16 protein-coding genes, 2 tRNA genes and 1 pseudogene are annotated in these 20,923 nt (G+C 65.0%); 9 read left to right on the top strand and 10 right to left on the bottom strand.

Annotated elements, in window-relative coordinates; translation table 11 throughout:
- Positions 1-110: 110 nt before the first annotated feature.
- The 5 genes and pseudogenes from AB0H00_RS00560 (at position 111) to AB0H00_RS00580 (ending at position 3,683) form a co-directional block, all read left to right on the top strand.
- On the top strand, positions 111-815 hold the full coding sequence (locus AB0H00_RS00560) for a YoaK family protein (protein ID WP_357258579.1): 705 nt from the start codon (positions 111-113) through the stop codon (positions 813-815).
- Positions 778-2,052 carry a hypothetical protein gene (locus AB0H00_RS00565; RefSeq protein ID WP_357258582.1) on the top strand — a complete coding sequence of 425 codons (1,275 nt, stop codon included), beginning with the start codon at positions 778-780 and terminating at the stop codon, positions 2,050-2,052. Before AB0H00_RS00560 ends, AB0H00_RS00565 begins: the two co-directional genes overlap by 38 nt.
- 222 nt (positions 2,053-2,274) lie before the next feature.
- A complete protein-coding gene (locus AB0H00_RS00570) occupies positions 2,275-2,835 on the top strand; it encodes a TetR/AcrR family transcriptional regulator (protein WP_357258585.1) in 561 nt (186 codons plus the stop codon).
- A gap of 216 nt (positions 2,836-3,051) precedes the next feature.
- Positions 3,052-3,324, top strand: a pseudogene (locus AB0H00_RS00575) (NADPH:quinone reductase); the annotation flags it as partial.
- Between the two features lie 110 nt (positions 3,325-3,434).
- Entirely contained in the window at positions 3,435-3,683 is a 249-nt protein-coding gene (locus AB0H00_RS00580) for a zinc-binding dehydrogenase (RefSeq protein ID WP_357258586.1), read from the top strand.
- Between the two features lie 187 nt (positions 3,684-3,870).
- Here the strand turns inward: AB0H00_RS00580 and AB0H00_RS00585 are convergent.
- The 10 genes from AB0H00_RS00585 to dnaA all read right to left on the bottom strand — a co-directional run bounded on the left by AB0H00_RS00585 (position 3,871) and on the right by dnaA (position 18,097).
- Positions 3,871-3,943, bottom strand: a tRNA-Ala gene (locus AB0H00_RS00585).
- A gap of 62 nt (positions 3,944-4,005) precedes the next feature.
- Positions 4,006-4,079, bottom strand: a tRNA-Ile gene (locus tag AB0H00_RS00590).
- A gap of 188 nt (positions 4,080-4,267) precedes the next feature.
- On the bottom strand, positions 4,268-5,572 hold the full coding sequence (locus tag AB0H00_RS00595; protein WP_357258589.1) for a DUF3566 domain-containing protein: 1,305 nt from the start codon (positions 5,570-5,572) through the stop codon (positions 4,268-4,270).
- Positions 5,573-5,611: 39 nt separating this feature from the next.
- Entirely contained in the window at positions 5,612-8,131 is a 2,520-nt protein-coding gene (gene gyrA, locus AB0H00_RS00600) for a DNA gyrase subunit A (RefSeq protein ID WP_357258592.1), read from the bottom strand.
- A gap of 58 nt (positions 8,132-8,189) precedes the next feature.
- A complete protein-coding gene (gyrB, locus tag AB0H00_RS00605; protein ID WP_357258595.1) occupies positions 8,190-10,235 on the bottom strand; it encodes a DNA topoisomerase (ATP-hydrolyzing) subunit B in 2,046 nt (681 codons plus the stop codon).
- Between the two features lie 309 nt (positions 10,236-10,544).
- Positions 10,545-11,453 (bottom strand): alpha/beta fold hydrolase, encoded by a 909-nt coding sequence (locus AB0H00_RS00610; protein ID WP_357258598.1) that lies wholly within the window; start codon positions 11,451-11,453, stop codon positions 10,545-10,547.
- A 133-nt stretch (positions 11,454-11,586) separates the two neighbouring features.
- The gene (locus AB0H00_RS00615; protein WP_357258601.1) at positions 11,587-12,156 is read right to left on the bottom strand and encodes a DUF721 family protein; all 570 of its coding nucleotides are present in this window, start codon (positions 12,154-12,156) and stop codon (positions 11,587-11,589) included.
- A gap of 440 nt (positions 12,157-12,596) precedes the next feature.
- Positions 12,597-13,817, bottom strand: a complete 1,221-nt coding sequence (gene recF / locus AB0H00_RS00620; protein ID WP_357258604.1) for a DNA replication/repair protein RecF — start codon at positions 13,815-13,817, stop codon at positions 12,597-12,599.
- 243 nt (positions 13,818-14,060) lie between these two features.
- Positions 14,061-15,236: a DNA polymerase III subunit beta gene (dnaN, locus tag AB0H00_RS00625; protein WP_357258606.1), complete on the bottom strand. Its 1,176-nt coding sequence runs from the start codon at positions 15,234-15,236 to the stop codon at positions 14,061-14,063.
- A 923-nt stretch (positions 15,237-16,159) separates the two neighbouring features.
- Positions 16,160-18,097, bottom strand: coding sequence for a chromosomal replication initiator protein DnaA (gene dnaA, locus AB0H00_RS00630; protein ID WP_357258609.1), 1,938 nt, complete (start codon positions 18,095-18,097; stop codon positions 16,160-16,162).
- A gap of 648 nt (positions 18,098-18,745) precedes the next feature.
- On the opposite strand from dnaA, the gene rpmH reads away from it, so the two are divergent.
- The 4 genes from rpmH to yidC are packed head-to-tail and all read left to right on the top strand — an operon-like array spanning position 18,746 to position 20,812.
- Complete coding sequence (rpmH, locus tag AB0H00_RS00635) at positions 18,746-18,889, top strand: 50S ribosomal protein L34 (protein WP_005516618.1); 144 nt, start codon at positions 18,746-18,748, stop codon at positions 18,887-18,889.
- 21 nt (positions 18,890-18,910) lie between these two features.
- The gene (gene rnpA, locus AB0H00_RS00640; RefSeq protein WP_357258612.1) at positions 18,911-19,333 is read left to right on the top strand and encodes a ribonuclease P protein component; all 423 of its coding nucleotides are present in this window, start codon (positions 18,911-18,913) and stop codon (positions 19,331-19,333) included.
- Positions 19,330-19,728, top strand: a complete 399-nt coding sequence (gene yidD / locus AB0H00_RS00645) for a membrane protein insertion efficiency factor YidD (protein WP_357258615.1) — start codon at positions 19,330-19,332, stop codon at positions 19,726-19,728. Before rnpA ends, yidD begins: the two co-directional genes overlap by 4 nt.
- A gap of 4 nt (positions 19,729-19,732) precedes the next feature.
- The gene (gene yidC, locus AB0H00_RS00650) at positions 19,733-20,812 is read left to right on the top strand and encodes a membrane protein insertase YidC (protein ID WP_357258618.1); all 1,080 of its coding nucleotides are present in this window, start codon (positions 19,733-19,735) and stop codon (positions 20,810-20,812) included.
- Positions 20,813-20,923: the final 111 nt, after the last annotated feature.

The raw sequence follows: 20,923 nt of genomic DNA on the forward strand, positions 1-20,923 counted from the left end.
CCGGCATTCGGTCGCTGGTAACCCGATGGCGATCCCGGCGCTGCGCAGGCGAAATTCCCGAGCAAGCCTGTATCACTGAGTGGTCCACCACGGCGGAAGGAGCCTGACCCGTGCCGAAGCCGGACGAAAGCCGCAGAAAGGAACTCTTCGACACCGAAGCCAGGCTGGCCTGGGTACTCGCTGCGCTCGCCGGCCTCATCGGTGCGGCGGCGTTCATGCACACTGCTGGCTATTTCGTCACGTTCATGACGGGCAACACCGAACGCGCCGTGCTCGGATACTTCCACGACGAGCCCGACCTGGCGGCCGCGGCAGCGGGACTGCTGATGTCATTCCTGGCCGGTGTCGTGGTCGCGTCGTGGTGCCGCAGGCGCTACTGGTCCGGGCATCCGCATGGCCCCACCCTGCTCACCACCCTCTGTCTGGCGATCGCCTCAGCCGTGGACGCCATCCAGTACCAGGCGGGCACCGATCGGATCGACCTGGTGCCGATCATGTTCGTCGCGTTCGGTGTGGGGGCGCTCAACACCTCGTTCGTGCAGGACGGTGAGGTGTCGGTGCCATTGAGTTACGTCACCGGGGCGCTGGTCAAGATGGGCCAGGGCATCGAGCGCCACGTCAGCGGCGGCGACTACGCCGACTGGCTCGGATACTTCCTGCTCTACGCGAGCTTCGCACTCGGCGCCCTGCTCGGTGGACTGCTGAGCATGCTGGTGGCGGGCTGGGCCATGCTGATCACCGCCACCGTCGTCTGCCTGATCGTCACCGCCTACACCTATGCGCACCTGGACCGGCACGGACCACTTACCCAGTGAAGTCGTCGGGCTGCGCTTGTCGGTGTCCGCGGCTACGGTGGCCCGCGTGGAAAATATCGAGGACGAAGCCACCGCGTTCGCCGCGCTCGTCGTGCAACACCTGTCCGAGCTCGGCGAGAACGACGTCGAGTACCACCAGGACGAGTTCGCGCTACATAGCGGTGACGTAATCTTCAACTTGCACAATATTTTTCACGAGACCCGCGAGCTCGACCCGGTGGAGCGCGACGCCCGCATCGCCCGGTACGTCGATGCCATGCGGAATGCGTTCGGTCCGGATCAGGACTGGGCATCCGCGAGGTCGGCACTGCGACCTGTGTTGCGGCCCAGCAGCTTCGGCATGGACGTACCCGAACCCGATATGCGGCCGGTCGCGCGGCCCGCCTTCCCATTCGTCGACGAGATGGTCGCCGTCGACATGCCCGACGCCCGCACGATCGTCTCCTACGCAACGCTGGAGCGATGGGGGATCACCGCTGATGAAGTGTTCGCGGCCGCGCGCGAAAACCTCGGAGCCATGGCTGGTTTCACCGGAATCAAGGAGCCGGGCATCCTGCATTTCGTCGACGACGGTGACGGCTACTGTGCATCCTGGCCGCTCGTACCCGGCTGGCTCGCGGGCTCCGGCGACGGCGTCGAGCCGGCTGTCGCCTTCATGCCCGACGTCGACACCTTGATCATCGCTCCCAGCGGTACCGAACTAGAGCACATCTTCGAGATGGTCGAGGAGCAGTACCGCGACGCCGTCCGCCCGATCTCACCGCAGGGCTATACCGTCGACGTCGGCGGAGCGGTGATTCCGCTCGACCAATCACCAGCGCATCGCCACCTGCCCGCGGTACAGCGCGCTCGATGCGGTTTGGCAGTCACCGAATACGACGCCCAGGCCCAGCTGCTCAACGAGATCGTCGAGCGCGATTTCGAGTTCACCCCCTACGGCATCGAGCCCGCCTATGTCGCTTCGGTCATGTACGTCCATGGCGACAACGGCCCCTACACGATGACCGTCTGGGGCGAGGGCGTCGACTATCTGCTCCCCGAAGCCGACTACGTCGCGTTTTGCCGAAACGACGAAAACGGCGAGCTGGAGCGGCTTTTCGAGGTCCCATTTCCCGCCGTTGCCGATTTCGCGGGGCTGACACCGATCCCGGATCTGTTGCCCCGCCGGTACGAGATCCGCGAATGGCCCGACGCCGAAACGTTGGCACAGCTGCGGGCTGCAGCCGTCTCCCCCTGAGCTCCCGCGATGACAAAGGCGCAGTTCAGAGCGACTCCGCCGCAGTGGCAAAGGCCCCGTGTCAGCGAGTGGTGACCTCGTGCCACATGTCGTCGCTGCGCCGGCGCAGCTTGGAGATTCCGACAAGGACCAGAACCACGACACCGACTGTGAGGAGAAGTTTCATAGTTCCCACCCTACTGTGATGGCGCGTGTCGACCCAGGAGGATTTGGCCGTATAACATGAGTGATTGGATAGTCACTCACTGTGATGATGCGGCTATCGCCGAGTTCGCTCGGTCGGGTTTTCACGGAACGCCGATCAATACCGTGGCAATGCGGGCGGGGATCTCGCCGGCATATGTGTTCAAGCTGTTTCCCAGCAAGGTAGAGCTGTTCGTGGCCGCGCTGGATCGCTGCTATGAGCTGGTCCAGCAAGCTATGGCCGCGGGAGCCACACAGGCGGGTGATGGCGGCCCGGAGAAGATTCTCCACGAAACGGGCGGCGCTTACGCCCAGTTGATCGTCGACAAGAGCTTGCTGATGTTGCAAGTGCACGCCCAGTCGGCGGCCGACATTCCGGAGATCGCCGAGGCGGGGCGCCGGGGGCTCCGGCGGGTAACCGAGTACGCCAAAACCCGTTCGAAGGCCGAAGACGACCAGGTGCAGCGGTTCATTGCGTATGGCCAACTGTGCCATCTGATCACAACCCTCGAGTTGGACGGGCACGACGCAGAGTGGGCAGGAATCCTCACCGCAGGCATCCGCGATCTGAAAGCACCAGAGACGCCCGAGAGAACGTGAATGCGATGAGGAGGCCTCTCTCGGCCACAGACCTGGCGAGATCCTCGGCCCCGATCTGATCTCTCCGCCACACCGGTTCGGGGCCTTTCGCTGACCAAGATCGGCGGCTGGAGCAGTCATGTCGTGCTGGAGGCCGCCGAGCTGGTGGACGTCCCGGAGGGCCTCGAGGCCGCCGAAGTGGAGACCTTCGTCGTCAATGGGATCACGGCCTGGCAGATGCCGCACCGGATCGCCAAGGTAGGTACTGGACAGACGATCCTGGTGCACGGAGCGAGCGCGGGGTCGGTTCGACGCTGGTCCAACTGGCCCGTCTCCGGAATTCGGGTGATCGGCACCGCGTCGGCGCACAATGCCGCGGTCGTGGACGCGCTCGGCGCGATCCCGGTCGACTACCGCGGCGATGTGCCGCAGCAGGTTCGCGCCATCGCGCCGAAGGGAGTGGACGCAGTGTTCGATCACGTGGGCGGTCCCGGGATCGTGGATTCATTCCGGCTACTAGCACCGGGCGGCATGTTGGTCGCCTACGGCAGCGCCTCGACGAAGGACCATGCGGGTAACTCCCGGCTGCCGGTGCTTAAGCTGTACACGCGACTGCTGTGGTGGAACTTGCTGCCCACAGCCGATCCGCGCACTTCTACAACATCTGGGCCGGCAAACGCCGCCTCACCCGGTTCCGCCGACGGGTCGCGAAGGACCTGGGCTCCGTATTCGTTCTGGCTGCTCAGGGCAGATTGCATGCCCAGGTGGCCGCCCGCATCCCGCTCTCGGAGGCAGCTCGAGCCTTGGAGCTGGCCGAATCCCGCACTGTAACCGGCAAGGTCGTCATCGTCCCCGACATCGAGCGCTGACCCGAGCCCCGCATACTCACGAATTCGAGGGCAGCCATGGTAGCCGTAGCTGGATGCATCGATGCGCCACGCCGCGCAGGGACTCGTCGCCGTATGGCTCGGTTCGCGGACTACGGAAGGGTCAGGGGATGGGAACCCCAAAAGCTTGAGAAACAGCTCTGACCTGCGGTTAAGCAGGTCAGAATTGTGGAGCCTAGGGGAATCGAACCCCTAACCCCTGCCTTGCAAAGGCAGTGCTCTGCCAATTGAGCTAAGGCCCCGTACCGCGCGCAAGACGCGGAATCCAGACCATCTGAATGGTCGATGACCAGGAGTTTGGGTGTGGGCCTAGGAGGACTTGAACCTCCGACCTCTTCGTTATCAGCGAAGCGCTCTAACCGCCTGAGCTATAGGCCCGTACTGGTGTTGTGTCATGTGCACATTATTTCTTACACACAACTCATCGACCGAGAACAGAGATTACCCGACGCCCCCGAGAACGGCCAAAACGGCTGGTAGCAGCCTTCGGGGCGGTTAGCAGACTACCTGGAACGGCCGGTACCGGTCCTCTGTGCGCGGGGGCACCGGCCGTTCGGGAAGCCGAACTAGTCGGGGTCGGCCAGGGTCACCTGGATCCCACCGACGAGGTCGCAGCACTGGTTGTAGATGAATGTGCCGACGGTGCCGAGCGCAGTGAACAGCACGACGTTGATCAGACCGATCACGCCGGCGTAGCCGAACACGGTGCCCGCGTCGATCAGACCCACCGACCCGCTGTCCTGCGACACCATGTCGGTGAAAGTGTTGTTCAGCCGCTCCCACACGCCCATACCTTCGAGCACGATGTAGAGCAGTCCGACCGCCAGCATCCACACGAAGAACATCGCCACGCTGATCACCAGCGAGATCTTCAGCGTCGACCACGGGTCGATGCGACGGATCTGCACCGTGGCCCGTAGCGGCTCTCCGGAGGCAACGGCCGCGGCGACCGCGACCGGAACCGCGGGCGACAGCGGCGTAAGCGGCGACGACTGCGAACCGGCACTCTCGGTGGGCGGCAGCGGGTGTCGGATGTCGGACAGATCCGGCATGTCCTTGATCAGTTCCGGGCGGGCGATGCTGCGGGTGGGTCCGTCGATGCCGACCGACTTCACCATCGCCGCTTCCTTGCGCGCCGCCTTTGCCGCCAAATCGGCGGTGGTGCGCGCGTTGCCGGCGCCGCCGCCGAGGCCGACCGGAGCGGTCGAGTTCGGGCGCCCGGTGACCGGCGCCTGACCCGGACGGTACAGATTGGACTGGGGTTCCCGCTGTGGGAGCTGCGCCCACCCGTCCTGGTACGTCGACTGGCCACCGTTGGATGCGGACCTGTCCCCGCCCTCGGGCGCGGACTGCTCGGCCGGGTTGTTGATCCGCAACGGCTGGTCGAACTGTTCCTGGCCGTTGCCGCCGGGCGCCTGGTCCGACGTTCCCTGCTGGGGTGCGAAATCGCCCTGCTGGTTACGGATCTCGTGCGGCTGGGCGTTGGGTTGACCACCCGGCTGAGTGCCGCCTGGTTGACCGCCGCCCTGATGCCCAACCGGCTGGCCGCCACCCTGGCCGCTGCCTTGCTGGCCGCTGCCTTGCTGGCCGCCACCCTGGTGACCGCCGCCTTGCTGGCCGCCACCCTGGTGACCGCCGCCTTGCTGGCCGCCACCTTGCTGACCGCCGCCTTGCTCGCCGCCACCTTGCTGACCGCCACCTTGCTGGCCGCCACCTTGCTGACCGCCACCTTGCTGACCGCCGGGCTGACCGTTCCCGGCCGAGGCGACGGGCCGTGGGATCGGCCGCGGCGGGATCGGTGACGGTGCGATCCTCTCGGTCACACCGTTCGTCTGGTGCCGCTCGTCATTCGGCTGATTCGGAGTGGTCAATGGGAATCCTTAGATCCGTTCGTTGCCGCCGCTGTTGGGTTACTGCTCAGAAGAACCGGTGTCGCCGCTGCTCGGGACCTGATCGGGATCGGGCTCGTCGGCATTGCGTGCGATCGCAAGCAAAGTATCGCCAACCGCGAGGTTCATCAATCGCACACCCTTGGTCTGTCGTCCAGCCTTACGAACCTGCTTTGCCGCCGTCCGGATAACACCGCCTCCGGAGGTGATCGCGTACAACTCATCTTCGTCATCGACGATGAGCGCCCCGACCAGGGTGCCACGTTTCGCGTCGAACTGGATGGTCAATACGCCTTTACCGCCGCGACCCTGCGCCGTGTACTCCTCGATCGCGGTCCGTTTGGCATAGCCGCCGGACGTCGCGACCAGCAGATAGGTGCCGTCACGGACCACATTGAGCGACAACAGTTCATCACTGGTATTGAACCGCATGCCCTGCACGCCCGAGGTGGCGCGTCCCATCGGGCGCAGCGCCTCGTCGGTGGCCGAGAAGCGGATCGACTGGCCGAGCGCGGACACCAGAAGCAGGTCGTCGTCGGACGAACAGAGCACGACACCGACCAGTTCGTCCTCGTCGCGCAGGTTCACCGCGACGATCCCACCGCTGCGATTCGAGTCGAAGTCCGACAGCTTCGACTTCTTCACCAGGCCGTTCTTGGTGGCAAGCACCAAATACGGGGCATCATCATACGACTGGATCTGGATGATCTGGGCGATCTTCTCGTCCGGCTGGAAGGCCAGCAGATTCGCCACATGCTGTCCGCGCGCGGTCCGGTTGGCCTCGGGCAGCTCGTAGGCCTTGGCGCGGTAGACCCGGCCCTTGTTCGTGAAGAACAGCAGCCAGTCGTGCGTCGAAGTGACGAAGAAGTGTTTGACGATGTCGTCCTGCTTGAGGCCCGCGCCCTGCACACCCTTTCCGCCGCGCTTCTGGCTGCGGTAGAGGTCGGTCTTGGTGCGCTTGGCGTAGCCGGTCTCGGTAATGGTGACGACCACGTCCTCGCGGGCGATCAGGTCCTCGTCGGCCACATCGCCGTCGGCCGCGATGATGCGGGTCCGCCGATCATCGCCGTGCTTCTCGACGATCTCGGCCAGCTCGTCGTGGACGATGGCGCGCTGACGCTCGGGCTTCTCGAGGATGTCCTTCAAATCGGCGATCTCGGCCTCTATCTTGACCAATTCGTCGATGATCTTCTGCCGCTCCAAGGCGGAGAGGCGACGCAACTGCATGTCGAGGATCGCGGTGGCCTGGATCTCATCGATATCCAGCAGGTCCATCAGTCCGGTCCGGGCGGTGTCGGTATTAGCCGAGCGCCGGATCAATGCGATGACCTCATCGAGCGCGTCGAGCGCCTTGACCAGGCCGCGCAGGATGTGGGCCCGCTCCTCCGCCTTGCGCAACAGGTAGCGGGTCCGCCGGACGATGACGTTCAACTGGTGCTCGACGTAGAAGCGGATCATCTGATCCAGGCGCAGCGTCCGCGGTACCCCGTCGACGATCGATAGCATGTTCGCGCCGAAGCTGGTCTGCAGCTGGGTGTGCTTGTAGAGGTTGTTCAGCACCACCTTGGCGACGGCGTCGCGCTTGACCGTCACGACGATCCGCATACCAGCGCGGTCCGAGGACTCGTCGTGAATGTCGGAGATGCCGGCGATCTTGCCGTCCTTCACCTGCTCGGCGATCGAGTTGATGAAGTTATCGGTGTTGACTTGGTACGGAAGCTCGGTGATGACGATGGTCGTGCGACCCCGGTTGTCCTCTTCGATCTCGACGACGCCGCGCATCCTGATCGAGCCGCGCCCGGTGGTGTAGGCGTCGTGGATGCCCTGGTTGCCGACGATCAGGCCGTGCGTCGGGAAGTCCGGTCCCTTGACGCGCTCCATGCACGCCGCCAGCGTTGCTTCCTCGTCGGCGTCGTGGTTGTCCAGCGCCCAATAGATCGCCTCGGCGAGTTCGTTCAGGTTGTGCGGCGGGATGTTCGTCGCCATACCGACCGCGATGCCGTTGCTGCCGTTCATCAGCAGGTTCGGCACCCTGCTGGGGAGCACCGTCGGCTCCTGGGAACGACCGTCGTAGTTCGGCGTGAAATCGACGGTCTCATGGTCGATCTCGCGCAGCAGTTCCATAGCGAGCGGGGTAAGACGGCACTCTGTGTACCGCATCGCGGCAGCGCCGTCATTGCCGCGGGAACCGAAGTTGCCCTGACCGTCGACCAGCGGATACCGCAGCGACCATGGCTGGGCCATGCGGACCAAGGTGTCGTAGATCGACGCGTCACCGTGCGGGTGATAGTTACCCATGGTCTCAGCGACCGGGCGGGCAGATTTCACGTAGCCGCGGTCCGGGCGATAGCCGTTGTCGTACATTGCGTAGAGCACGCGACGGTGCACCGGCTTGAGGCCGTCGCGCACGTCCGGCAGCGCGCGGCCCACGATCACGCTCATCGCGTAATCGATGTAACTGCTCTGCATTTCGTTCTGAATATCGACCGGTTCGATACGGTCGCCTGCACCGCCGTTCGGGGGCAGCGTGGTCTCGGTCATGCGGTCTCCTTACAGGGCCTGGCGTGGAGGGGCTGTGCAGCAGCTGAACTCACGCCGGCTATACATCGAGGAAGCGAACGTCCTTGGCATTGCGGGTGATGAAACTGCGACGCGCCTCGACGTCCTCGCCCATCAGAACAGAGAACAACTCGTCGGCCGCGGCCGCGTCATCGAGCGTCACCTGCCGAAGCACCCGCACCGCGGGGTCCATGGTGGTCTCCCACAACTCTTTGGCGTTCATCTCGCCGAGACCCTTGTAGCGCTGCACACCATCGTCTTTGTTGATCTTCTTGCCCGCCGCGAGACCCGCCTCCAACAGACCGTCGCGCTCACGGTCGGAGTAAGCGAACTCCGGTTCGCTGCGCTGCCACTTGAGCTTGTACAGCGGCGGCTGCGCCAGGTATACGTGCCCGTGCTCGACCAGTGGGCGCATGAACCGGAACAGCAGCGTGAGCAGCAGCGTCGAGATGTGCTGGCCGTCGACGTCGGCATCGGCCATCAGCACGATCTTGTGGTAGCGCAGTTTGGCGATGTCGAACTCGTCATGGATGCCGGTGCCGAACGCGGTGATGATCGACTGGACCTCGTTGTTCTTGAGCACCCGGTCGATACGGGCCTTCTCGACATTGATGATCTTGCCGCGTAGCGGCAGTATCGCCTGGTACATCGAGTCGCGGCCGGACTTGGCGGAGCCACCGGCGGAGTCACCCTCGACGATGTAGATCTCGGACTTGCTCGGGTCCTTCGATCGGCAGTCGGCCAGCTTGCCGGGCAGACCACCCAGGTCGGTGGCGGACTTGCGGCGCACCAACTCGCGTGCCTTACGCGCGGCGACACGGGCCTGCGCCGAGGACACCGCCTTGTTCACGATGGTCTTCGCGTCGGCCGGGTTGGCTTCGAACCAGTGCGTGAGGTGCTCGTTGCAGGTCCGCTGCACGAACGACTTCACTTCGGTGTTGCCGAGCTTGGTCTTGGTCTGCCCCTCGAACTGCGGCTCGCCGACCTTGACGCTCACGATGGCGGCCAAGCCCTCTCGGATATCGTCACCGGTGAGGTTGCCGTCCTTCTCCTTGATGAGCCTCTTGTCTTTCGCGTACTTGTTGACCACCGTGGTCAGCGCCGCGCGGAAGCCTTCCTCGTGGGTGCCACCCTCATGGGTGTTGATCGTGTTGGCGAAGGTGTGCACCGACTCGGAGTAGCCCGAGTTCCACTGCATAGCGACCTCGAGCTCGTGGCCGGTGCCCTTGCCGGTGAAGCCGACGACCGAGTTGTGGATCGGCTGCTTGGTCCGGTTGATGTGGCGGACGAAGTCCTCCAGACCGCCCGGGTAGTGATAGGTCCGCGTCTTCACCTTGTGCTCGACGGGCGCGGCGTTCTCGTCCGCGTGCTTGGGCGCTTCGGCGGTCTCGCTGACCACTTCCTCGGTGACGTCGTTGTCGCTGACACGTTCGTCGGTGAGCTTGATGGTCAGGCCCTTGTTCAGGAAAGCCATCTCCTGGAGCCTGCGGGCCACGGTTTCGAAGTTGTACGTGGTGGTCTCGAAGATCTCCGGGTCCGCCCAGAAGCGAATGGTGGTACCGGTCTTCTTGGTCGGCTCCCCCTGGGTCAGCTTGCCCGGGGTGGAGTCCTTGTAGGTTTGGCTCCAGTGGTAGCCGTCGCGGTCGATCTCCGCCTCGAGGCGGCTCGACAGCGCATTGACCACGGAGATACCGACGCCGTGCAAACCACCGGACACCGCGTAGGAGTCCGAGTCGAACTTGCCGCCCGCGTGGAGCTGGGTCATGACGACCTCGATGGTGGGGACGCCCTGAGCGTGCATCGCCACCGGGATGCCTCGGCCGTCGTCGACCACCTCGACACCACCGTCGGCCAGCAGGGTGACCTCGACCTTCGTTGCGTACCCGGCCATCGCCTCGTCGACGGAGTTGTCGACGACCTCCCAGATCAGGTGATGCAGGCCGCGCTCACCGGTGGAGCCGATGTACATGCCCGGACGTTTGCGGACCGCCTCGAGCCCCTCGAGAACCGTGATGGAGGAGGCACCGTAGTCCTGCTTCCCGGTCGCCCTGGTCGAACCCGATGCGTTGGAGTCGTTGGCAGCCACTGGTCGGTAGCTCTCCTTACTTGCTGATCCTCGGTGTGCAACGCTTGACAGCACACGTGGGGCCCCAGTCATGTCTGCTCGAGATTCACGGGTCCACGCGGGCTGTGTCGAACGCGCCGAAGGTATCGCCGCTAGTTACGTCACCATCCTACTGGTACACCCAACTTACAACGCACCTCCGACACCCCTGACAGCTCCGTGGATGCGAGAAATCGGATTACCACGACTCGGTTCCGCCTTCCGGCGGTTTTGATCCATCAGACGTCGGCTGAGAGAGGCGTTGCGCATTGGCCACTTCGGACCGGCGGTTCAGCGGTCGGCGCTGAACCGGTCGACGAAGGCAGCGGTGCGGTGCGCCAGGTCGGCCGGATGTGAGATCGGCGACCAGTGCTGCGCCGGAATTTCGGACCTGGTCAGGTTCGTTACCCATCGGTCGGCCTCGGCGTTCACCACCGGCCGCACCGCGCGGTCGCCGGTCGAAACGATCACCTGCACAGGCACGTCGATCCGGCGCGGCCGCGGATGGCGCAAGTGGGTCCGGATGTTCGCACGATAGAGCTTCAGGTTGTTGATCATGTCGGCGCGCAGCGTAGGGGCCGTCTCCACCAGTTCGGGGTTCAGGCCGTCGAAGAAGGCGAGGAAGCGCGGCCAGCGGTTGGACAGCACTCGCAGCACCGGATTCGGCAGGCCGGGAATCTGGAAGGCGACGGTGTAAGCCGAGGCGATGGCTTGTGACAGTGCGCCGCGCAGCCGTGCCAGGGAGCAGGGGCCGCGCAGGTAGGCGCCGAGGAAGTCGAGGTTGGGACCGGACACCGAGGTGAACGACGCGATAGCGGACGCGGCGCCCGGGGCGGAGACCAACTCCCAGCCGATCACCGAACCCCAGTCGTGGCCGAGGACGTGCACCCGCTCGCCCGGCGCGACAGCGTCGATCACCGCGCGGACGTCGGCCGCGAGCTCTTCGATGCGGTAGGCGGCGACATCCGCGGGTACCGAACTATCGCCCGCGCCGCGGTTGTCGAAGGCGATCACACGATGACGGCCCGCGAGCAGCGCGGCGACACGGTTCCACAGCAAGTGGGTGTCGGGCCAGCCGTGGACGAGCAGCACCGGCGCCCCCTCGGGATCGCCGCATTCGTAGACAGCGAGCTCGACCTCGCCGCGGCGAACGGTGCGCCTCGCGGACGCGGGAAACGGACCGATGGTGCTGGTTGTCATCGAAACCCCTTCTGCCCGGATGCTTTCGATCCGACACCGGAGGCCCTGGGCGCGACATCGGGCCGAGGCGTTCCACGTGAAACGCCCGTGTCGCGTAAATGTAACACTGGGTATCAGATATTTGCCAGCGTGCTCACCCGTAGGTGTCGCGCGGCCCGCGGCCTTTGATGTGCCGGTCACCCTTACGCCAGCTCGGCGCCGCCGGACCCGAGATCTTCAGCGAAGTCACCACACCCTGACCGATGGCGACATTGATCTTCGCCAGGATCTGGCCTTGGAGCATGCGAAGCTGGGTAGCCCACGCGGTCGACTCGGCGGCGATGCTCAGCACGCCGTCCTTCAGGGTGACCGGTGTGGCGTGCGCGGCGATGTCCTCCCCGACGACGCCCGACCAGCGGCCGAACACCATGCCCTCGGCGACCTTGTTCGACCAGCCACGGCTTTTCGCGATGGATCCCGTCAGCTTGGACAACAGCTGGGGATCGCGCTCGTCCGGCCGTGCGCCGGACCACCCGGTGCGCCTGCGGGCGCCGGCACGGAGCCTGCGCTGCGGAGAGGAACGACCCTGCCCGACAGCCTTGCCGCTCGCGCGCGCCGCGGCGCGCGCTTCCTCCAGCGCGCGCCGCGCCAGATCGATGCCGCGCAACTCAGGTTCCTTGCCTTCGGATTCGGCGGCTCCGGGCTGGTCGGGCTGATCGCTCATCGCCCCTCTCCCTTCCCGGACAACTCGTTTGTCCCCAGTTTCGGCCGAGTTGTCCCCAACTGTTGCCGTATGTTGCCAGCTGAGAGAATTCGCATGTTGCCCAGTGCTGGACAAGTGGTAAAACGACCTGCTCGACGCCCACATTGAGGATTTGCGGATGAGCAGAGTCGCTCGCTCAGCCGTTGCTGAACCAGATTTCACCGGGTAAGCGGAGACGGCCGAGCTGAGTTCTCCACAGGCATTGGTTGAGCGAGCTCAGCTGTTCCCATGTGCAGGCGGTGGTCCCGACGAATGGTCACTGTAGTGGACCACCCCGGTCGCTGCAGGCCGCGGCATGGCCGCATGAGTCGCGTACGGACGAAGCGGCCCCGGGCACCACCATCGGCTCCGGTGTCGGGCAGCGTCGGCCCGAGACACTGTGGATAGCCACGGGCACCGACCTATGAATCAGGCTCGGTGCCGACCGCGGAATCCGCCGGCAGTTCCGTGCTCGGGGGCGAGTCGGTGATACGCGAGACCCGGCCGTCAGGCCCTCCGGTGGTCTCGACCCGCAGCGGCGCCGCGGCGAGTTCCACGGGCACGTCTTTCGGCACCGCAGCGGTGATCAGCACCTGCTCCGCCCCGGCGGCCACGGCGGCGAGTGCGGTGCGGCGCCGGTGGTCGAGTTCGGCGAACACGTCATCGAGCAGCAGCACCGGTTCAGCTCCTGTGGCGCGCAGTAATTCGAACGACCCGAGTCGCAGGGCCAGCGCGAATGACCATGATTCGCCGTGACTTGCGAAACCCTTCGCGGGCGAATCCCCGAGCGTCAGCTCCAGTTCGTCGCGATGTGGGCCGACCAGGCACACGCCACGCTCGAGTTCCTTGGCCCTGGCCGCGGCGAGTTGACGCACCATGATCGCCTCCAGAGCCTCGGTGTCCTCCGGCTGCGGTTCCCTGTCCGGATCAAGGAACTCCGGCGGCACCGCGGCACTGCGGTAGGCGATCGAGGCGGGACGCGAGTCAGGAGCGATCGAGGCGTAGGACTGCGCCAGATACGGAGCGAGGTCGTGCACCAAGCGCAACCGCTGTGCAAGCAGCACCGACGCGTGGACGGCCAAATGTCCATCCCACACGTCGAGCGTGCTCAAATCCGCCTTCGACCGGGCTTGCCGTCCAGCGGATTTCAACAACGCGGAGCGCTGGCGCAGCACACGGTCGTAATCGCTACGTACCGCAGCCAACCTGGGCAGCCGGGCTGTGCACAACTCGTCCATGAAGCGACGGCGCTCCCCGGGATCGCCCCGCACCAGTGCGAGGTCCTCCGGCGCGAACAGCACCATCTGGAGGATGCCGAGTATTTCGCGGGTCCGGCGGACCGGTGAGCGATTGATCTGTGCGCGATTGGCGCCGACCTGGTTCAGTTCGATATCGATTCGCAGCTCGCGACCGGTGTTGACTACCGTCGCGCCGACCCTGGCGCGTTCAGTGCCCAGCCGAATCAACGGTGCATCGGCGGACACCCGGTGCGAGCCGAGCGTGGCTAGATAGCCGACCGCCTCCAGCAGGTTGGTCTTGCCGTTGCCGTTCGATCCCAAGAAAACCGTGCGACCTGGGGATAATTCGAGTTCCACATGCTCCCATGAGCGGAAGTCACGCAGCGACAGGGACCGGATGAACATCTGCTACCGTGCCCCTACCTGGGGCGAAGCGATAATTTCTGCTTGTTTGGACACCATCGGCACCGGTGTCGACCCCATTTCCGCATGCCGACTCCCTGTGGAATACCTGTGGATAGATTCCACGTTCAGCTGCGGTGCGACCGAATTCCAGGAGGTCGCTGGGGGGATCGAAGCGGGGCGACCGATTGTCCGCACCGGATCACACGATGCGGATCCGCACGATACGCGATCACGCACAGGCGATCAGCCCGGGAGCCGGACCGGCATCAGCAGATAGATGTACGGACTGGCCAGCGCCACGAACGCGCCGGAGCCGAGCACCTCGGGCTCCTCCTCGGAGGCGGGCAGCAGTACCGCGGGCCTGCTCGGCGTGGTGAAGCCGAAGGTGACCCGGTCCGCGTGCAGCGCGGAGAGCCCGTCGATGAGATAGCCAGGATTGAACGCGATGGTCAGAGATTCGCCGCGGAAATCGGCTTCCAGCCACTCCTCTGCGCGTCCCGCGTCATCACCGCCGGCGGACAACAGCAGGCCCTCGGCGGAGAACTCCAGTCGTACTTGGGCGCCGCGCTCGGCAACCAGCGCTACCCGCTTGATGGCTTCGGTCAGCGTGGCCACCGTGAGGGTGGCGATCGAGGTGTGCTCCTTCGGAAGCAGCTGGCGGAACTTGGGGAATTCCGCGTCGAGCAAGCGGGTGGTGGTTCTGCGGCCCGCGTTCACGATGCCGAGCAGACCGTCCGATCCGGCTCCGGTGCCCAGGGACAGTTGCACAGGGGCGTCGGACGGCCCGAGGGTCTTGGCTGCCTCGGACAGCGTCTTGGCCGGGATGAGTACCGCGGTCTCGATATCTGCGCGGGCAGGCTGCCATTCGATGTGCCGGACGGCGAGGCGGAACCGGTCAGTGGCCGCGAGGACGACCTGCTGACCTTCGATCTCGACCCGGATACCCGTGAGCATCGGGAGGGTGTCGTCACGGCCCGCGGCGACGGCAACCTGGCCGACGGCCTCGGCGAAGACATCCACACTCAGTTCACCGGTCTGCTGCGGGACTTCGGGAAGCTGGGGATAATCCTCGACCGGCATCGTGGGCAGGGAGAACTTCGCGCTGCCACAGGTGATCAGCACACGAGTGCCGTCCAATGAGACGTCGACGGGCTTGTTGGACAGCGCCTTGGTGATGTCGGCCAGCAGGCGACCGGAAACGAGCACTTCGCCGGGACCCGCGACCTCGGCTGCCACCCGCATCTGCGCGGAGACCTCGTAGTCGAAGCCGGAGACGGTCAGACCCTCCTCGCTCGCGACCAGCAGCACACCACCGAGCACCGGGACGGGAGGCCGGGACGGGAGGCTGCGCGCCACCCAGGCGACGGACTCGGCGAAATCCTCTCGGGCGACCCGAAACTTCATGCTCGCAAGGTCCATCGCCCGATCTGTCCTCTCCCGGTTCCGTGATCTGTTGTCGGCTCGTCAGTGTCGGTCTCGAAAGGGTTGTGCCGATCGGCCGCCTTCGAAGTCTGGCACAGGCGACCGACATCAAACCGTACCCGCGTGTGAGACGTGCACCTAGCCCGACCCTCCGGCAGTTCCGGCTTGTCGCGTCGTCAGCACTGACACGTGTGCGGGGATGAGGGCGTTCGAGTCGCGCGCCGCGCCGGAGCGTGCGTCGGATCGGTCCGGCTTCTCTCCTCGTTCTGTCGGACCAGTCGGTCGATCGGGTCGGAGGACGAAGTGATGTGTGGAGGGATCGGTCTGCGTTCTTCTCCGTGCCGAAAACCGGAGTGGCTCCGAAGAGGCGTTGCCGGATCAACTTTCCACACACCCTGTTTTGAAGAGAGATCTCTAATGAGAAGAACTGAAGTAGTAATAGGTGCTGTGGATTCTGTGGACTGCGGCCGAATCCGCTGGTCAGCGGGCGTGGTGCCGTGGGGATGACCGTGGGGTGTCTCGAGGATGAACTCAAGGCGTCTGTGGACGCTCTCCGGTTGTCCCCCGTTCATCCTCGAGCGCTCCTCGAGTTGTTCCACCAGATTCGCCTGGTTGTTCCACGTGTGCACGAAATCGTGGACAGCTCGAGGATTCCTCGAGGACTCCACAAGGATTCCTCGAGGAATCCACAAGGCTCGATCCGGACACCGTGCTGGTCATCGGGTGTGGACAACCATCGATGTGGAAGCTGTTGAATTCGACCTGTGCGTCGCCGGTTGTGGACGCTTTTCCCGCCTGTGAGCGAATCGGTGGACAAACCAGTGGATTCCTCGAGGACTCCACAGGGATTCCTCGAGGAATCCACAACCCACAAAAAAGCACCGCCCCAGGTCAGGAGCGGTGCTCAGCTGTGCATAAGGTCAGCGCGAGCGCTGTTTGATCCGGGCTGTGAGTTCTTGCACCTGGTCGTAGACCCGGCGCCGCTCGGTCATCTCCTTGCGCACTTTCTTCTCCGCGTACATCACGGTCGTGTGGTCGCGGCCGAACGCCTGACCGATCTTCGGCAGCGACAGATCAGTCAGCTCACGACACAGGTACATGGCGATCTGCCGGGCCTGAGCCAGTGGCCGCGCCTTGCCGGGGCCGGTGAGCTCCTCCAGAGTGGTGTTGAAGTACTCGGCGGTGACGGCCATGATCGTCGCCGCATTGATCTCCAGCGCCGCGGTGTCAGGCATCAGATCGCGCAGCACCACCTCGGCCAGCGGTAGATCCAGTGGCTGACCATTCAACGAGGCGAACGCGGTCACGCGAATCAGTGCGCCCTCCAGCTCGCGGATGTTGCGCTCGACTCGGCTGGCGATCAGCTCCAGCACATCGTGCGGCACATCGAGCCGGTCCATCCGTGCTTTCTTGCGCAGGATGGCGATCCGGGTTTCCAGCTCGGGTGGCTGCACGTCGGTGATCAGTCCCCACTCGAACCGGGTCCGCAGCCGCTCCTCGAGGGTGGCCAGCTGCTTCGGTGGACGGTCCGAGGAGACGACGATCTGTTTGTTCGCGTTGTGCAAAGTGTTGAAGGTGTGGAAGAACTCCTCCTGGATACCTTCCTTGCCCTCGATGAACTGGATGTCGTCGACCAGCAGGATGTCGGTCTCCCGGTACCGGCGCTTGAATGCGACCTTGCGGTCGTCGCGCAGGCTGTTGATGAAGTCGTTGGTGAACTCTTCGGTAGAGACGTACTTCACTCGCATTCCGGGAAACAGGCGCTGGGCATAATGGCCTGCCGCGTGCAGCAGATGCGTCTTGCCCAGCCCCGACGCGCCCCAGACGAACAGAGGATTGTAGGCGCGCGCGGGGGCCTCGGCGATCGCGACGGCCGCGGCATGCGCGAAGCGGTTGGACGCACCGATGACGAAGGTCTCGAACGTGTATTTCGCATTCAAGCTGGCCGATGAGGTCGCGGGGGCCGAGGTCTCCTGTGACTTGGTGAAGTAGGTCGGCCAGGAATTGCGGACGTTCACCACGGGTTCGTCGTCACGTTCACCGCGGGGGTTGTCGCCCACCGGCTCGCGTACTGGATCGTGCGCCAGTCCCGTGCCGTCGGCCTCCGCCGCTTCACGCACCGGGGCACGGACCGGACCGCGCATCGTGCCGGGACCAGGGTCGGGATTGAACAACGACTCCTGCCCGGGCGGGATGGCCTGGTCACGGCGCGGAGGAAGTCCTGGTTCGCGCCGTGGGGCTGGGTCCTGGGCCGATGGCAGCTCGGCTGGCGCCGAGTAATCGCCACGTGGCCGGTAGTCCGCACGGGAGTACTCCGGCTGGGGGTACTCCTCTTGCGGCATGTACTCCTGCCTGTACTCGGGGCCGGGATAGTCGGAGCCATCGCTGTAGGACGCAGCGGATGCGAAGTCCGTGGGCTGTGCATAACGGGGTGCCGGGTACTCGTCGCGGCCAGAGAAGTCGGACCTCGGATATCCGGCGGGGCTGCGGCCGGTGTCACGTGCGCGTTCAGGTCTGCTCGTCATCCTGGCGTGCCGGGGATTGCTGCTCTGCTGGTCGGCGGCAGGCGCAGTCGGCGCGGCGATCCGGACACCGAGCCCCTCGACCTGGGGACCGAGCCGGCGGGCGAGAGAGCGCAGAATAGGCTCGCGCAGATCGCGTTCGATGGCCTCTTGGGCCAGCGACGAAGGGACCGAGAGCAGGGCGAACCCCTGCGCGACCGTCAGCGGCTTGACCAGCTTCAGCCAGGCCTGCTGCGCTCTTGTCACCGGCGGGACCGCACCGTCCGGTGAGCCGGTGGTCAGCTCGGTCACAACCTCGGGCCACACCGTGGCCAACACGTTCTGCTCGTCGTCCATGCAGTTTCCTCCCCGGAAGTAGGTCGATAGGAGCAGACGGCCGGGGCACGCGGGGAGGGTGTGGTGCGACCGTGCTCGAGGTCGGTCCCGTGATCCTGCGTACGTCCGTAACCGGTTCGGACACTGCCCGGGTCCCCCATCCGGGCGGCGGCGTGGCACCGTCGGCCCTACGAATATGCCACTCCGGGGGTCTTTCCACACAATTATCCACAGATGTGGAGAACCTTGGGGAATGGGAAAGCGCGCACACGCGTGCTGACCGCAACGCCACGAGCTGCGGTTCTGTAGCAATCGCCTGGCTAAGTACGGTGGTGGTCGAAGTAAGCTGTAACCAGGGGCGTGGACGAACTCACGGTTACCGCCAGGACACCGAACTCTTCGGCTCCGGATTCTGCCTGGTAGGGGGGCCCGATCCGGTCGGGTGGGGCGAGTTTGACCTGCCACGGGCCGATCAGTACCCTCGTACAGTCACCCCTTGGTGCGGTGACGGTCTTGTGCTGACCGCGTTTAGGTCGTGATCGACCGACTGCGCGCCAGGACCGACGCGCACCGATGATGACCAGACCTACGATTCATTCGCGCACTACATGTATCACCAACAAGCTTCGGGCACTAGCTGGTGCCCGCCTACCTCGAGGAGTGTTGACCGTGGCCAAGGGCAAGCGGACGTTCCAGCCGAACAACCGTCGTCGGGCGCGGGTTCACGGCTTCCGCCTCCGGATGCGCACCCGTGCGGGCCGCGCCATCGTGTCGGCGCGTCGCCGCAAGGGCCGCGCTGAACTCACAGCCTGATCCTCGCTCTCGGACGCTCGGGTGTTGCCTGAGCCGTATCGGTTGCATCATCGTGCCGACTTCTCCCGGACGGTGCGCCGCGGCCAGCGAATCGGGAGGCGGGATCTGGTCGTGCATACGTTCGTTCACGGGTATGACAGAGTCGTGGGCGTTGATGAACGACACGATCCGATCCCCGATGATGCGTTGGTCCGTGTAGGCGGGCCGCGATTCGGGTTGATCGTCAGCAAGGCGGTGGGCAACGCGGTGATTCGACACCGCGTTGCCCGCCGCCTGCGTCATATGTGCGCCCAGGTGAGCGCCGAGCTGCCTGCTGGGACGGACGTCGTAATCCGGGCACTGCCGGGCGCCGCGACGGCATCCTCGGATGAGCTTTTCCGCCAGCTTCACAGCGCACTCCGCAAGCTCGGCGTCGGCCCCACGATCTCGGGCGGTCCGGCATGAACCTGTCGGCAAAAATCGCCCGCCTGCCCGTGAACGCACTGACCTTTCTGATCGAGCTGTATCGGACCTACATCTCCCCCACTCGCATGCCGGTGTGTCGATTCACCCCGACCTGCAGCGAGTACGCGGTCACCGCACTACGCACCCGCGGGCTGTTCATCGGGCTCGGATTGACGGTCGTGCGCTTGGCCAAATGCGCGCCCTGGCACTCTGGTGGGTGGGACCCCGTTCCGGAGCGGAAGCGAAGCTCCCTTCGCACCGAGCCGACAGACGAGGCAGCTACCGACGCGGCGCCGCAGGAACCGAGCCTGCCTGCCGAGCCTCCGTCGGGGCCGAACGCTTGTAAAGGATCGCCGCGTGCGGCGATCGGCGACACGAACGACGGGAGTGCATAGAGCCGTGCTCGACTTCATTTATTACCCGGTGTCCTGGATCCTCTGGTTCTGGCATCGGGTCTTCGGGTTCGCGTTCGGCGCGGACAACGGTCTCACTTGGGCGCTGGCCGTGGTGTTCCTGGTGTTCACATTGCGCCTGGTGCTTTACAAGCCGTTTGTGAAGCAGGTGCGCACCACAAAACAGATGCAGGAGCTGCAGCCGCAGATCAAGGAGCTGCAGAAGAAGTACAAGAACGATCGCCAGAAGATGGCGGTCGAGATGCAGAAGCTGCAGAAGGACAACGGCTTCAACCCCCTGATGGGCTGCCTGCCGATCCTCGCCCAGGTGCCGGTGTTTCTCGGGCTGTTCCATGTCCTGCGCTCGTTCAACCGGACCGGTCACGCCTTCGGCCAGCTCGGCCTGACGCCTGAGCAGAACGCGAATACCGCGAACTACGTCTTCAGCGCCACTGACGTCCAGTCCTTCCTCAGCGCCCGTATCTTCGGGGCGCCGATCTCGGCGTTCATCACCACGCCGGTCAACGAACTGCAGGCGTTCGCCGACTACGGTGGTGTCCCGAGCAAGCTGAGCATCGCGCTGGTCGCCATCCCGCTGATGGTCATCGCCGGTCTGGCGACCCACTTCAACGCGCGCGCATCGGTCGCACGGCAGACCCCTGAGGCCGCGGCCAACCCCCAGGCCGCGATGATGAACAAGCTCGCACTGTGGGTGTTTCCGCTCGGCGTGCTAGTCGGTGGTCCCTTCCTGCCGATCGCGATCCTGCTGTACTGGGTCTCCAACAACATCTGGACCTATGGGCAGCAGCACCTCGTCTTCGGCCGCATGGCGAAGGAAGAGGAAGCCAAGAAGCAGGAGAAGCTGGAGCAGCGCGCGCAGAACGCTCCGAAGCCGGGCGCCAAGCCGGTCAACGTGAAAAAGAAGCCGGCGTCCGCTACGGATGCCGAGTCGTCGGAAGCGGCCGACGCCGCTCCGTCCACGAACGGTACCGCCAAGCCGGAGAAACAGGCCACGGGTCAACGCCGCTCGAGCAGTCAGAAGCGGTCGGGCAACCGGGGCAGGCCGAATCAGAAGCGCAGACGCTGACGACACGATCGGCGGGCTGGTCGGTCCGCCGCGATCGCTGAGCAAACCTTGATCGCGAATACCGCCCGGCGGCGAGTGCCCGGCGCGCGCGATGAGCAGATGAAGGAAACC

Source organism: Nocardia sp. NPDC023852 (assembly GCF_040639505.1).
Classification (GTDB): domain Bacteria; phylum Actinomycetota; class Actinomycetes; order Mycobacteriales; family Mycobacteriaceae; genus Nocardia.

Coding starts and splice junctions, on each gene's coding strand:
- AB0H00_RS00565 (WP_357258582.1), top strand. CDS start 778: ATGCGCACCTGGACCGGCACGGACCACTTACCCAGTGAAGTCGTCGGG.
- AB0H00_RS00570 (WP_357258585.1), top strand. CDS start 2,275: ATGAGTGATTGGATAGTCACTCACTGTGATGATGCGGCTATCGCCGAG.
- gyrA (WP_357258592.1), bottom strand. CDS start 8,131: ATGACCGAGACCACGCTGCCCCCGAACGGCGGTGCAGGCGACCGTATC.
- AB0H00_RS00610 (WP_357258598.1), bottom strand. CDS start 11,453: ATGACAACCAGCACCATCGGTCCGTTTCCCGCGTCCGCGAGGCGCACC.
- AB0H00_RS00615 (WP_357258601.1), bottom strand. CDS start 12,156: ATGAGCGATCAGCCCGACCAGCCCGGAGCCGCCGAATCCGAAGGCAAG.
- recF (WP_357258604.1), bottom strand. CDS start 13,817: ATGTTCATCCGGTCCCTGTCGCTGCGTGACTTCCGCTCATGGGAGCAT.
- dnaN (WP_357258606.1), bottom strand. CDS start 15,236: ATGGACCTTGCGAGCATGAAGTTTCGGGTCGCCCGAGAGGATTTCGCC.
- dnaA (WP_357258609.1), bottom strand. CDS start 18,097: ATGGACGACGAGCAGAACGTGTTGGCCACGGTGTGGCCCGAGGTTGTG.
- yidD (WP_357258615.1), top strand. CDS start 19,330: ATGAACCTGTCGGCAAAAATCGCCCGCCTGCCCGTGAACGCACTGACC.